This window comes from Pseudomonas sp. Os17 (genome assembly GCF_001547895.1).
Lineage (GTDB): Bacteria > Pseudomonadota > Gammaproteobacteria > Pseudomonadales > Pseudomonadaceae > Aquipseudomonas.
The window spans coordinates 6,424,544-6,438,177 of sequence record NZ_AP014627.1; the positions used below are offsets into that span (position 1 = coordinate 6,424,544).

7 protein-coding genes are annotated in these 13,634 nt (G+C 64.0%); 1 reads left to right on the forward strand and 6 read right to left on the reverse strand.

Translation table 11 applies throughout. From position 1 onward, the window contains the following. Positions 1 to 92 precede the first annotated feature (92 nt). The 4 genes from POS17_RS28490 to POS17_RS28505 form a co-directional block, all read right to left on the reverse strand. The gene (locus POS17_RS28490; RefSeq protein WP_060841521.1) at positions 93 to 2,990 is read right to left on the reverse strand and encodes a toxin VasX; all 2,898 of its coding nucleotides are present in this window, start codon (positions 2,988 to 2,990) and stop codon (positions 93 to 95) included. Then, positions 2,987 to 3,556: a DUF4123 domain-containing protein gene (locus POS17_RS28495; protein WP_060841522.1), complete on the reverse strand. Its 570-nt coding sequence runs from the start codon at positions 3,554 to 3,556 to the stop codon at positions 2,987 to 2,989. The genes POS17_RS28490 and POS17_RS28495 overlap by 4 nt, the downstream gene beginning before the upstream one ends. Further along, the gene (tssI, locus tag POS17_RS28500) at positions 3,553 to 5,613 is read right to left on the reverse strand and encodes a type VI secretion system Vgr family protein (RefSeq protein ID WP_060841523.1); all 2,061 of its coding nucleotides are present in this window, start codon (positions 5,611 to 5,613) and stop codon (positions 3,553 to 3,555) included. Before tssI ends, POS17_RS28495 begins: the two co-directional genes overlap by 4 nt. Before the next feature lie 96 nt (positions 5,614 to 5,709). Beyond that, positions 5,710 to 6,228 (reverse strand): Hcp family type VI secretion system effector, encoded by a 519-nt coding sequence (locus tag POS17_RS28505; RefSeq protein ID WP_047305413.1) that lies wholly within the window; start codon positions 6,226 to 6,228, stop codon positions 5,710 to 5,712. Positions 6,229 to 6,620: 392 nt separating this feature from the next. Between POS17_RS28505 and POS17_RS28510 the strand changes: the two genes are divergently transcribed. Next, positions 6,621 to 7,181: an NADAR family protein gene (locus tag POS17_RS28510; RefSeq protein ID WP_060841524.1), complete on the forward strand. Its 561-nt coding sequence runs from the start codon at positions 6,621 to 6,623 to the stop codon at positions 7,179 to 7,181. A gap of 77 nt (positions 7,182 to 7,258) precedes the next feature. On the opposite strand, the gene POS17_RS28515 is transcribed toward POS17_RS28510, so the two are convergent. Further along, the gene (locus POS17_RS28515; protein WP_060841525.1) at positions 7,259 to 7,717 is read right to left on the reverse strand and encodes a chemotaxis protein CheW; all 459 of its coding nucleotides are present in this window, start codon (positions 7,715 to 7,717) and stop codon (positions 7,259 to 7,261) included. After that, a complete protein-coding gene (locus POS17_RS28520) occupies positions 7,710 to 13,619 on the reverse strand; it encodes an Hpt domain-containing protein (protein ID WP_060841526.1) in 5,910 nt (1,969 codons plus the stop codon). The genes POS17_RS28515 and POS17_RS28520 overlap by 8 nt, the downstream gene beginning before the upstream one ends. Positions 13,620 to 13,634 lie beyond the last annotated feature (15 nt).

The following is a 13,634-nucleotide window of genomic DNA, read 5'->3' on the forward strand; positions in this document are numbered from 1 at the left end:
CTGTGGATCTATCCGAATACAAAATCGCACTACTATTTTTCCCGCTCAACTTGTCCCCTAACAACTTTATAAGTTTTCCTTTAGTCATAATTTCAACTCAAATTAACATCAATGAGTGGCAAATAAATTCCCTCAATGGGTTGATATATTAAATTACCGCGAATACCAGTCAGCTTCATCGCACCGTTCTGATGATAGGCTGCGCTAAGGCACAGTACGCCAGGTTCTTGTCGGATGCGGCTACCAAATTCTTGTTTTAAGGGATTGGGGTCTTCCTCCCCCCACTCCAATGGATAGGAAATCTTGCGGGGTGGGCTGAAGTCCATAAGGGGTTGTTCTTGGGTCCACTCCTCGACTCCGCTAAAACTCACCATGCCTTGTTGATAACTTGTTTGGCCTTCGATCAACAACACCAAACGAACCTCATTGACCCACTCACCACTGACCGGATTGATATCAATCCAGCGACGGAGTTTCATTGTTACTGGGGCCACCGCCTGATAGTAGGCTTTCATTGTCTCTTCGTAACTATTTGACCAATTGGCAGGGCGAGTTCCGAAGCAGGTCTGCTTGACCCAAGTTTCGACAGGCGTGTCTTTGGTATACATGCGTGCCAGCAAGCCACCAAATATAGTTATAACTAATCCCGTTGCTTGTGCAACAAGCGGAGCAGGCAAAACAGAGATACCACGCCCTAATGCAGCAACACTACCCATAATTACTGTGGCGCGAGAGACTCGCAACATACGGGAGATTTGTAAGGAAACTCGAATATAACCAAAGCTAGCTACGCCTAAACCAACGTTGACAGTAGCTGTATCAATATCTCCTATTCTATAAGAATCCAGCGCATCCCAACCGTAGATAATAGTATCTAACCCTGCAGTAGCTGCTTGAATAAGCACTGCGCTAGCACCAATTTTTAACGCGTTCGCAAGCAATTTTTGCGCTTCGAAATTGAACTTGCCAGACTTACCAATAAACGCTTTCCATTTTACATCTGCGAGATGTTGAGAAATTGTGGAGAAAGCCGCCCAAACTCCCAGACCTGCACTCATAGCTGTCAAGTTGTTCTTGTTTGTGTAGTTTTCAGACAAAGCATCAAAACTACTTCTCAAATTCCAAACCGAAACCAGCGCAATCAAAACCTTCAACGGCGAATCATTCAACAGGTCACGCGCATTCAATGGCAGATCAAGTTTCGTCGCACTTTTGGGCAGTGGAGGTAAGTCTGCTGCACTCGGCCCAGGAGTTTTTACCGTGGGTGCATGCGCGCCACTTCCATACCCCGGAGCAGGATGTGCGGGGGCTGCTGGGCGCTGGGCCGGGATAAGGTTTAGGTGAGGGTACCCCTGCACCTGCTTAGCGATGGCCGAAGGCTGGCCTTTGCCTGTCGCTGCATCGCCTGCTCCTTTGCTTTCAACACGGGCATTACGCGCGTCCTGTTCTTCAAGTGTGGCGATTTCTTTTTTCAGGCGTCGGCGCTTCGATTTGTTCTGCGTGCCATCGAGCTGTTCGCCAAGCCAGGCCAAGCTCTGCTTTGCGCTCAACGACTGTACCTCCACCTGCTGCTGGCTGCGCGCAAGCATGGCCTGGAGCAGGCGTAGGGCGGCGAGATTGACTTGCTCGGGCATGCTACGCATATGGCCACCCACCACTGGAGCCATGGCGGCAAAAAAAGCCTCTGTCGGCTTGGCCAAGGGCAGTTCCGACAGCTTGCTCGCTCCAGCATTCAACGCGGCCACCAGGGCCAGCGCCTGAGCTATACGTTTTGCCGCGGACTCAAGAGGCTCAAGACCTTCAGGAACATGCAACAGCTGTTTGACTTCGGTGCCTGAGAGGCGCTGTTGGAGCCCCAGTAAAGCCCAGACTAGCCAAGGTTTTTGCACGTTCTGGTTTTCTAGATCCATGGCCTGGTAGAGCGCCTGGACCCCAATGGCCGTGGCAGACGGGCCGAGGCAGGCCGCGGCGAAGCTGGCCTCTAGCAGGTCACGGGCCTCATGCTGGGTGATGTCCATGTGCCCGCAGGCGGTTTCCAGGGTGGCCGGGCCCTGTTGACCCAGGGTGCCAAACCAGTCTGCCCATAAGGTGACGATCCGCCGACGATCGAAGTCGAGTTGGTCGGCGGCCTGTTTCTGCTCGCGCCATGTGCGTTTCAAGGCTTCGTAGTCGGTGTCGCTGGGCAGGTTGGCCTTGAGCTGTTTGTCATGCTCACTCAGTTCTTGGAGCACGCTGGCGACCATCCAACGGTCGCGATGCGCCAGACTTTGCTTGTCGAAAGCCAGATTACGGGCACGTACCAGGCCGGCCAGATCGATCAGTACTCCCCAGGGATCGTCGACGATTGCGTAATGCTGTTGTTCACAGCGCTGCATGCGGCGCAGGATCGGGTCGTTCAATTGCCAGGGTTGTGGTTCTGGCAAACAGCTCCAGCGGAAGTTTTCCGGGGTACTGTCTCCGAGAAACTTCCGCGTGCTGGACAACAAGCCGCTTTCGGGGGCGATACCGGGCGTCAGGTTGCGCATGACACGTTGACGGACATTGCCCTGGGTCTTGACGGCAGTGAACTGCGAGTCGCTCCAGCGTACCGGCGACCAGACCAGTTGCGCGGGCGCACCGGCCGGTAGCAGCAGGTAGACCTGGGCTTGTTTCTCCAACACCGGACCACCGCGTGGTGTTTGGCTCAACAGGGTGCTATCGACCCGGTATTCGCTAAGCAGGTGAGTGCTGTCCTGCCAGACATACAACCAACCGTCCCGTAGCAGGCGTGGCACGTACCCCAGGGGCCACTGGGTCAGTGGCGGATGATCGGGCCCCAGTTCCGGGAACTGGCCGCTCACTGCTTGCAGGCCCAACGCGCTGGCGTCGATGCTGGCGAGCTGCGGTTCCGAAGTGACCGGGCCAATGGCATAACGCACGGGCAGAACAGCAGCCAGCAACGGGCAACTGGCCGGTTTGAAGTGTTGCGGAGCATGTGCGGCCTGGTTCATTGATCGGTTTCCTGCGACGGCTCGGGCTCTTCTGTGAGGGCGCCTAGTAAAGGCCAGCTCAAGGTGATGTGGGCATCAAAGCTGTCACCAGCGGTTACTAGGTCCAACTCCGGTTGGTGGTTGCGCCAGGTGGGGATCGGACCTTGTGCGTCGCGCATCCAGAGCACGTCGATGCCGTGCCAGAAGCCTCGGGGCCATTCGACTCCGGCCTTCCAGGCCCGCAGTAGCGGCCGCGCATCGCCCAGGCGCAACCAGAATATGCGGCTGTCCGGCGAGCGCACTTGCAGGCGACGTTGCAGACAGTGGAACAATTGTTCGGCGGGCAACCGGGCCTCCAACCACAACCCGTGGCGCAGTTCTGTCACGCCGCTGCTCCAGCCCTCATACAGGGGGCTGTGGCGCGGTGCGTCGAGCAGAATCGGTCCCGACTCCTGCAGCGCGGCATAGGGGGTTTCCAGTAACAGTGGCAGCGGTTGATGGCTGGGATAATGCTGATACAGCCAAGCCAGAATATGGTCCTGAGAGGCGCCGTCGAGCAGCAGCGCACCTTGGTGTGTCGGGTTCATGAATTAGCCTTCCTGGCACGTTTTGCCGCTTCACAGACTTCACACACTCCGGCCTTGGCTTGACGAAAGACCAGGTGTTGCTTGACCAGGGCTTCCAGCGGGATGCCCGGCTTACCCCCATCCGCCACCCGCAACGGCCCCGGCAACAACGGCGCCGCACCAGTGCCACTGCCCGGGCTGCCGCCGGAGTTGTTATTGACCAGGGCGCCGCTGAGGGCCACGCCGCCGGCGTCGATCTTGATCCAGCTACCGCCGCCCTTGAGGGTCAGTTCGCTGCCGGCTTCGAGCACCACTTTCAGGCCACTGGCGAGGTGGATTTCCTGGCCGGCTTCGATGAACAGGCCGTTGCCCAGTTGCAGGTGCTGGCTGCCGGCGACGCTCAGGTGATCACTGGCGCGGGCTTCGACTTTGCGCTCGCCATGCACGGTGTGGTGTTCTTCGGCCTTGAATTCGCTGTAGCTGTTGGCCTCCACCGTGTCGTGGCGCTGGTGGCCGACGCGGATTTTCTGGTCGTGCTGGACCTGCTGGTCCCAGTCGCGCTGGGCGTGGATGAAGATCTGCTCGGCGCCTTGTTTGTCTTCGATGCGCAGTTCGTTGAAGCCGCCGCCGTCGGGGCTGCTCAAGGTCTTGAAGGTGCTGCGGGTCTTGTGCGCCGGCAGCGGATAGGGGACGACGTTTTCCTTGTGGTACAGGCAGCCGGTGATCAGGGGCTGGTCGGGGTCGCCTTCGAGGAAGGTCACCAGCACTTCCATGCCCACCCGGGGGACGGCGATGGCGCCGTACCAGGCGCCGGCCCAGGCCGAGGACACCCGCAGCCAGCAGCTGCTCTTGTCGTTGCCCTGGCCCTCGCGGTCCCAGTGAAACTGCACCTTGGCCCGGCCGTGGGCGTCGGTGTGGATGTCCTCGTCCTGAGGGCCGGTGACCTTGGCGGTCTGGCTGCCGAGAATCCGCGGCTTGGGGTGTTCCAGGGGCGGGCGATGGGGCACTTCCCAGGGGGTGGCGGTGAAGCGGTTGCGGTAGCCCTGGTGAAAGCCTTTTCCGGCCCGGGTGTCGCTGGTGATGGACTCTTCCAGCACCTGCGGCTGTTTGCCTTCGTGGAGGACTTCGGTCAGCAGCCACAGGTCGTTCCAGGCCGGGTGGGGGTGCTCGCTCAGGGGCAGGAAATGCCCGCTGCGCAGGTTCGGCTGGTCGCTGTGGCCGCTGGCCTGGCGGTAGTCGCTGCGGTGCCGTTCCAGGGCGCGCCTGGCCAGATGCTTGCCGCGCTCGCGGTCGGTGAAGCGTCCGGGGTAGGCGTAGTCTTCAAGGTCCGGCTCGGCTTTTGGCTCTTGCGGTTTGGCCGCTCCCTGCATCAGCAGGCGCGGTTTTTCGAAGTCGTAGTCGCGGCGCGTGGTGCGGCTGGGGCGCACCTCCAAGCGCAGCTCGAAACGCTTGATCACCGGCTCGCTGGCCACCAGGCCGGAGTCTTGCCGGTAGGCCACCGGGGCCAGTTTGCGGAACACCGTCTGGTCTTCGCCGAACACCAGTCGATGCCCGTCGCGGCTGTGCTGAAAGTGGTAGTGCAGGCCCTCTTCCTCGCACAGGCGCTGGATGAAGCGCAGGTCCGATTCGTCGTACTGCACGCAGTATTCGCGCTCCGGGTAGGGGCCGGCGAGGTGGAAGTGGTAGTCGTTGCCGAGGATGCCGTGTTCCTCCAGCACCCGGGCGATGATCTGCGGCACGCTCAGGTGCTGGAAGATCCGTTGGTTGATGCGCTGGCCCAGATAGGCCAGGCGTGGGCCGAGGGTGATCTGGTAGTGGCTCAGGCGACGACCGCGGTCGCCTTGGGCGATGCGCTGGATCTGCCCGTGAATGCCGCTGCCATCAGCCGCCAGTTGCAGGAAGGCCGGGGTGTGCAGCAGCGCGTCCAGGTCCAGGTTGGAGCGTTCGCTAACCAGCTCCAGGTCGAAGGCAAAGGGCCGGCTGATGCGTTCCCGGCCCTGCAGGCCGAGCACTTGAAAGTCGTGGGGGCGACCCTCCAGGGTCAGGCTGAAATGCGTCTGGTCGGCGGCGGCGAACATTCCCTGTGCCTCGATGCGGGCAGTGCAACTGCTGGATGAATAAGGGCCCGGACCAGCGAAGCTGGCCAGGGCGCGGTAAGGGTCGAGCGGCCTTCCTTAGCCGGTGACCGGGGTCCGCCAGTCATCGGAGCCGGAAGTGCCGGAGACTTCGTGGGTCCAGGTGATCTTGCGGTAGGTGAAGTGCACGTCTTCCAGGTGGGTGAAGTGGGCATTGCCCGGGTCCTGGCAGTTGTGCATGTAGTCCTTGATGTCGACGATGATCGCGTCCTCAAGGGTGGTGGTGTAGTAGTGCTCCTGGGTGCCGGCGGCGGAGGTGCGGTACCACTGGATGACGATCTCGGTCAGGCGCTCGCCCGAGGTCAGCGCCGCCAGCAGCAGCGGCGAAGCCTTGTCGAAGACCTTGGTGATGATCACCGGCTTGTGCACCCGCTGGCCGGTGGGCTGGCCGGACTGCGGATCGCGGGGAATGATCACTTCGTGCTGAAAGCCCTGGACCATGACCTGGTCTTCATGACCTTCCTGGTAGGTGTTGCCCACGGAATCGGCGGTAAAGGCCCCGGCGGTGATCAGCCCCTGTTTGGTGCCGGTGACCGACATATACGCTGGCGTTGCCATGCATGCTCTCCTTGCAAATCACTAAAGAAACCCCGGCCAGACGGCCGTGGGGTGCAGAGGTGAGTACAAGGTCTGTGCCAGCAATTGATTAGTTGTTTTGAATCAGTGAGTTACTGACTAATTGGCAGTGTTTGGCGGACTTTTTCGAGGAAATACCGGGAAAAGTGCGCAACATGTTGCGCAGTGCTGTGCAAGATCTTGCGCACCTTGAAGCAGGCCATGCGGCAAGGCCATTACCGCGATCTGTGCACAGGCTTATCCACAGATGACTGCGCAAGATGTTGCGCAGTTGCAAGATTATCCACAGGGTTGGCATCCGGCCGCCCTCTGGGGCCACAATGCGCGCCGGACCGGCCAGTCAATGGCCTGAGCAGACAATGATGAGAGTCAGCATGGACACACCGATTCGCTCGAACCAGACACTGCTGGAACAGATCAAGCATGGCCTTGAGCCCGACTACCTGATGTTCTGGGGCCACCAGCCGACCCGCGACGGGCGCCTTTCCCCAAGCTGCTTCAGCCAGTGGTTCGCCGCCGGCCTGGAGCTTGAGGGCATTCACTACCCCAGCGCCGAGCACTTCATGATGGCCGGCAAGGCCCTGCTGTTCGATGACCGGGAAACCCACGGGCGGATCCTCAAGGCGACCACCCCGGCGGACGTCAAACAGCTGGGCCGCGAAGTGCGCGGCTTCGATGACGCCCGTTGGTCCGAGGCGCGTTTCGAGATCGTGGTGCAAGGCAACCTGGCCAAGTTCAGCCAGCACCCGGCCCTGGGCGACTACCTGCTGTCCACCCGCGATCAGGTGCTGGTGGAAGCCAGCCCGGTGGATCGGATCTGGGGCATTGGCCTGGCGGCGGACGATGCCAAGGCCAGCCGGCCGGAGCAGTGGCGCGGCCTGAACCTGCTGGGGTATGCCTTGATGGAGGTACGGGACAGGTTGCGGGGGGCCTGAGGCGCAGCTTTCGCCGGCACGCCAGGGTCTAGCGACGCGCGCGTGCTGCACGCCACCGGCTTGCCGGCAAAACACGCCTAGGACAGCAGCCCCGCCCCCACCAGCAACTCCTCCAGCGCCAGCAGATCCGGGACCTTGGCCACTTGCTCGGCCACCTGCACCGCGGCCTTTTCCAGAGGCGCCAACGACACATCGACGTAGCTCAACTGGCTGTCGAGCTTGCAGGAGCGGGGAATGCCCTGCACCAGCAAGGCCATGAACTTCAGCTCCGGGCGTCCGCCCAGGGCGTTGAGCACGACGATACGCGCCCGCTCGCCCAACACCGTCTTGCCACCACAGGCCGACTCGAAACTGATCAGCGCAATCCACCGCTCGCGCCACAGCACCCGGCCCAGGTACCAGGGCGGCGAATCCAGGTCGAAGCTGCCCTGCTGATAGTCGATCAGTTCGGCCACCGCCACGTTGGGCAGGATCAGGGTACGGTCCGCCAGGGGCAGCAACAGACCGGTCAGGGTGCTGGCGCGGTGATCAAGCATGGGGCTTGCTCCACAGGGCGATGCTTTCCAGCAGCACCGATTCTTGATAGGGCTTGCCGAGGTAGTCGTTGACCCCGATGGCCATGGCCCGGTCGCGGTGTTTCTGCCCGGTGCGGGAGGTGATCATGATGATCGGCAAGTGTTGCAGGCGCGGGTCGTTGCGTACCTGGATCGCCACTTCGAAACCGTCCATGCGCGGCATCTCGATGTCCAGCAGCATCAGGTCCGGGGTGTGCTCGGCCAGCAGCGTCATGGCGTCGACCCCGTCCTTGGCGGTGAGCACGTTCATGCCATGACGTTCCAGCAGGCGGCTGGTGACCTTGCGCACGGTGACCGAATCGTCCACCACCAGCACCAGCATCGGCCGTGGCGGCTGGACTTCGGCGGCCACGGCCTCGCCGCTCGGCCCCGGCCGCGGTGCCTGGAGCTGCAGCGCACGAAGGTGCGCCAGCAGATCGAGAATCAGCACCACCCGGCCATCGCCGAGAATGGTCGCCCCGGACAGGCCCTGCACCGCCGCGAACTGCGGCCCCAGGCTCTTGACCACGATCTCCCGGGTGCCGGCCGTGACATCCACCTGCACCGCGATGCGCTGTTCGTTGCAGTGCACCAGCAGCACCGGCAGCGGCAGCACCTGGCCCAGCAGTTTCGGGCGCGGCACGGTGTGCAGCAGTTCCCCCAGGTAGCACAGGTCATAGCCCTGCCCGGCGTATTCGTAACGGGGCGGATCGAGCTGGTAATGGGCGTCCAGCTCGCCCGGCAAGACCCGCACGATGCCTTCGACGGTGTTCAGCGGGATCGCGTACTGCTCATCGGCGCACTGCACCATCAACGCCCGGTTGACCGAGACGGTGAAGGGCAGGCGAATGCGGAAATGCACCCCCTGCCCGGCCACCGAATCAATGCTCATGCTGCCGCCCAGTTGCCGCACTTCCTCGTGCACCACGTCCATGCCCACCCCGCGCCCGGAGATCTGGGTGATCTTCTCGGCGGTGGAAAACCCCGGCTGCATGATGAACTGCAGCACCTCGCGGTCGCTGATCGCGGCTTGCGGATCCAGCAGGCCGCGCTTGATGGCTTTGGCGCGCACCGCTTCCAGGGGCACCCCGGCGCCGTCGTCGCGCATGTCGAAGATGATGTCGCCGCCTTCCCGGGACAGGTCGAGGCTGATCCGCCCCCGGGGCGGCTTGCCCGCGGCGCGGCGCACGTCGGCGGCCTCCAGGCCGTGATCCACGGCATTGCGCAACATGTGCTCCAGGGGCGCGACCATGCGTTCGAGAACGTTGCGGTCCATTTCCCCTTCGGCGTTGCCCACCACGAACTCCACGTCCTTGCCCAGCTCTTCGGCCACCTGCCGCACGATGCGCTTGAGCCTGGGCACCATGCGCTCGAAGGGCACCATGCGCGTGCGCATCAGGCCTTCCTGCAATTCGGTGTTGATCCGTCCTTGCTGCTGCAACAGGTTCTCGGCGTCGTGGTTGCGCCGGTCGAGGGTTTCCTTGAGGTCCAGCAGGTCCGAGGCGGACTCGAACAGGGCCCGGGACAACTGCTGCAACTGCGAATGCCGGTCCATTTCCAGCGGGTCGAATTCCTCGTAGCCCAGGCGCTCGGCCTCCACTTGCTGGCGACTGAGGATGCGGCCCTGGGTTTCGGTGTCCAGGCGCCGCAACTGGTCACGCATGCGCTCGATGGTGGTTTCCATCTCGCCAAGCGCTACCCGGGCATCGTTGACCTGTTGTTCGATGCGCCCCCGGAAGATCGAGGTTTCCCCGGCCAGGTTCACCAGATCGTCCAGCAGTTCCGCCGACACCTTGACCATGTCGCCCACCACCGCGGCCTCCGCGGCGGGGGCCGCCGGCTCCGGCTTGCTCGCCGGCATCGGCGCAGGCGCCCCGGGCACGGACGGCACGCGCGGATGGCTCAGGTCGTGGATCGCCTCGATCAGTTTCTGCGCCGGCTCGATGGGTTGCCCGGCGCGAGCCGCATCGAGCATCTGCGCCAGGCGGTCGTGGCTTTTCTGCAGCAGGGTGAACAACGCCGGGCTGGGTTGCAGCAGGCCGGCGGACAAGCCTTCGAAGAGAAACTCCAGCTCGTGGGCCAGATCGCCGATGGGGGCGATTTCCACCATTCGCGCCCCACCCTTGAGGGTGTGCAGGTCCCGCAGCAGGGTTTCCACCTCCTGACGCGCCTGGGGGTCGGCCTGCCAGCGCGCCAGGGCCGCGGCGGAGCTGTCGATGATGTCGAAGCCTTCTTCGAGAAAGATCTCCAGCAGCTCCGGATCCTGGGCCGCGCTGTCCTCGGAGGGCGCGTTCTCGGCCGTCTCGGCGGGGCTGGCTACCTGCTGCCGGTAGGCGCGCACGGCTTCGACCTGAGCCCGGGAGTCATCCAGGGGCCGCGCGCTCTGCAACTGATGCAGCAGCAACGCCAATTGCTCATGACTGCTGCGCAACAGCAGGCCCAGGTGCTGGCTGTGGCTGTAGCGCCGGTCCACCAGGCCCTCGTACAACGACTCCAGCTCCTGGGCCAGCTCCGCCACCGGCGTCACTTCGGCCATTCGCGCGCCCCCCTTGAGGGTGTGCAGGTCCCGCTGCAGGGAGGACAGCGGCGCGCCGTTTTCCGGGTCCGCCAACCAGCGTTGCAGGGCCTGATCGGCGCTTTCGAGGAGGTCCACCGCTTCTTCGAGGAAGATCTCGACGATCTCCGCGTCTGCGTCCGCCTGCCCCGGCGTCTGCTCCAGGCGCGCGGTGGCCGCCCCCAGTTCACTGATGCTCAAGGCCCGACTGCCATCGCTCTTGATCAGGCCGGTGGCACTCGGATCAAGGCCTTCGTGCAGCAAATCGCGCAGGGCCTGAACGCGCTCCGCGCAGGGGCTGACTGCCTGGCCTGCGGCCAGTTCGTCGAGCATGTTGAGCAAGGCCTCGTGGGCGCTTTCAGCCTCGTGGAAGAAGCGCTCGCTGACCGCCAGGCTGCTCTCCTCCACCGCGCCATAGAGGTCGAGCAGGGCTTCGCAGAGTTCATCCACCGGGTGCAGGTCGGCCAGGTGCGCGCCTTCACCGAGGGTGGTCAGTTCGTCCAGCAGGGCACTGAGTTCCTGACGCTCGCCGGGATGCTGCTGCCAGCGCCGCAGCAGGCTTTCGGCGTCCAGCAGGATGTCCATGCCCTGGGCCAGGAAGTTGGTGATCAAGTGCGGATCGCGCTTGGCCCGGGGGGCGGCGTCCGGGGCGTTGAGCAGGGTTTCCAGGCGCTCGCCGAGCAGTGCCAGGGCGCGCCCCACCAGTGAGCGGGCACCGTCGATGGGCGCCAGCGGATCGCTGTCCAGTTGCCGCAACCCGCGGCGCAGCAGGCCTTCGGCTTCCAGCAGCAGCTCGACTTCGTCCAGGTCCAGGGGAATCAGGTGGGCCCGGTATTCCCGGGCCAACTGGTCGAAGGGCCCGGCCAGCTCGGCCATCGGCAGCACCCCGGCCATGGAGGCGCTGCCCTTGAGGGTATGCAGGGCCCGCTGCAGTTCATCGCTGGCCTGCAGCGGCAGGTGCTCGGCAGCCCGTTCGAGAAAACGCTGGATGCTGTCCAGGTGGGTCTGGGCTTCGGCGCGAAAGATCTCCAGCAACTGCGGGTCCAGCGCCTGGCCTTCAGCGAGGGCGTCGGCTGCGGCACCTTTGGCCAGGGCATGGGCGCGAGCGGCGAGGCGGTCGACATCCTCGCGCTGGCGCTGGGCCCGGGCGGCGAATTCGCCGATCAGGTCCGGCAGCAGCTGCAGGGTGTCGGCCACCAGTTGCCGGACTTCGGCGCTGGGGGCAACGCTGTGCTCCAGCACCCGGTTGAGCAGGTTCTCCACCGCCCAGGCCAGCTCCCCCAGGACCAGGGCACGCACCATGCGCCCACTGCCCTTGAGGGTGTGGAAGGCTCGACGCAGTTCGCTCAGGGCGGCCTGGCCCTGGGGCTCGGCCGTCCAGCGCGGCAGGTACTCGCGGAGCATGTCCAGCACTTCCTCGGTTTCTTCAAGGAAGACTTCCCGCAGTTCGTCGTCGACCGGCTCTTCGTCCACCGGCGGCGGTAGCAGGCTGCCGGGGGTGATCAGGGCCGGCGGGTTGAGCGCCGACACCGGGGCCGCCAGCGCATCGGCCAGAGACTGCGCCGGCCGGGGCTCGTCCGCTGCCTGGGACACCGGCAGCGCCGGCGCCTCGCCGCCGCTTGCGGGCCGCTCCGGCAATGCCGCTTGCGCCACGGGGGCATGCCCCAGGGCCGTCAGGCCCTGCTCCGCCAGGTCGAGGAACTTCTCCCCCGGCGCCTGGTGGTCCTCCTTCAAGCGCTCCAGGTAGTACTCAAGGCTGGTGATCACATCCGCCAAGTGGTCCAGTTGCCGCCAGTCCGGCCGGGGCGAATCCTGCAGCAGCTGTTCGCTGATGAAGCGATTGCAGGCTTCCATCAGGCTGGCGGCACGGGGCAGCGGGATCATCGCCAGCGCGCCGCGCACCTGGGTCAGCAACTCGGGCACCGACACCAGTTGCTCGCGCTCCCAGTCGGCCTCGATGCACTCGCCAATCAGGTCCTTGGCCTGACGCAGGCAGACCAGGGCTTCCTGGATCACCAACTGATGGATCTGGGTCAGGTCGGTGGTGGGCAGGCGGCTGTCCTCGGGACTTTCCGGCTCCACGGTGCCGACCATCCCGGCCAGGGTCGCCTCGACATACAACAAGGCCCCGGCCACATCCATCAGCACCGCGTCGTCCGGCGCGCGCTGGCCCTGGGCCAGGCTCTGGACCACCGCCAACTGGTCGATGATCACCTTGCGTGGCTGGCCGAAACCCAGCACCGCCAGGGTGTCGGCGATCTGTCGCAAGGGAGACAGCAGGCTGTCCAGGTCGCCGGTGTGCTGGCGGTCGCTGCGCACGAACAGGTCGAGGCGCTCCTTGACCCGCACCAGGCCATCGCACACCGCGGTCAGCACCGAGCGCATGGCATCGCGGTCGGGCCCGGCCAGGCGGGCCCGTTCCTCATCCACCACCGCGCTGTCTGGCAGCGCGTCGTCCAGTCCGTAACGTTCTTTCATGGTCAGCATCAATGGGGTGGGATGGCGCGCCTTGGCGATGTAGAACAACAGGCTCTTGAGCAATTCGTCGGGCGCGGCCTGGTTGATTCCGGGCATGCCCTGTTCCAGCAGGCGCTTGAGTTCCTTGTCGGCGTCCTTGAGCAGGCTGCGCACCGCCGGGCTGTTGGCGATCACGCCCTGGCGCATGCCTTCCACCAGGGCCGAGGCGATGTGCCACAAGGGCGCCAGCGGTGCGTCCTGGCACAGCGCCTCCAGGCGTTCGAAGACCTTGGCCATGTGGCCCAGGCAGTGTTCGGCGTCCTGCTCGCGCAGCAGGTCCACCAGCGCGGTTTGCAGCAGGTGCCGCAACTTGCGCATCTGGGTGGGAAACTCCAGCGGCTCCAGAGCCGCCAGGGCCTTGTCGGACAGGGTCGGCAGGCTGGGCAGTTGCGGGCTGAACAGGCTGGTTTCCGAGAGCAGGCCTTCGCCCCGGGCACTGCGCAGGTCGTTGAGCAGCGGCAGCACCACCAGGGGCAGGTCGCGGCGGGCACTCTGCACCCGGTCCAGGTACTGGGGCAGTTGGCCGATGGCCTGGCGCAGCAGGCGCAGGGCTTCGTCGCGCTGGGCCACCCGGTTCTGCTGCAGGGCCAGGGCGAGCTTTTCCATTTCCTCGGCCAGCAGCGCGGCGCCGTAGAACTCCACCATCTGCAGACTGCCATGGACCTGGTGGATCCCCGCCAGGCACTGGCCGAGGGCATCCGGGTCCTGGGGGTCATCCGCCAGGTGTTCCAAGGCCTGATGCGCCTGCTTCAAGGTTTCGGCAATTTCGCCCTTGACCCATTCCAGGGCCACATAGTCATGCCGGTCCACCATCACCACTCCCGTCAA

What these genes read in the sequence shown, in the direction of transcription:
- POS17_RS28505 (WP_047305413.1), bottom strand. Translation starts at nt 6,228, where the DNA reads ATGGCAACGCCAGCGTATATGTCGGTCACCGGCACCAAACAGGGGCTG.
- tssI (WP_060841523.1), bottom strand. Translation starts at nt 5,613, where the DNA reads ATGTTCGCCGCCGCCGACCAGACGCATTTCAGCCTGACCCTGGAGGGT.
- POS17_RS28490 (WP_060841521.1), bottom strand. Translation starts at nt 2,990, where the DNA reads ATGAACCAGGCCGCACATGCTCCGCAACACTTCAAACCGGCCAGTTGC.
- POS17_RS28515 (WP_060841525.1), bottom strand. Translation starts at nt 7,717, where the DNA reads ATGCTTGATCACCGCGCCAGCACCCTGACCGGTCTGTTGCTGCCCCTG.
- POS17_RS28510 (WP_060841524.1), top strand. Translation starts at nt 6,621, where the DNA reads ATGGACACACCGATTCGCTCGAACCAGACACTGCTGGAACAGATCAAG.
- POS17_RS28520 (WP_060841526.1), bottom strand. Translation starts at nt 13,619, where the DNA reads ATGGTGGACCGGCATGACTATGTGGCCCTGGAATGGGTCAAGGGCGAA.
- POS17_RS28495 (WP_060841522.1), bottom strand. Translation starts at nt 3,556, where the DNA reads ATGAACCCGACACACCAAGGTGCGCTGCTGCTCGACGGCGCCTCTCAG.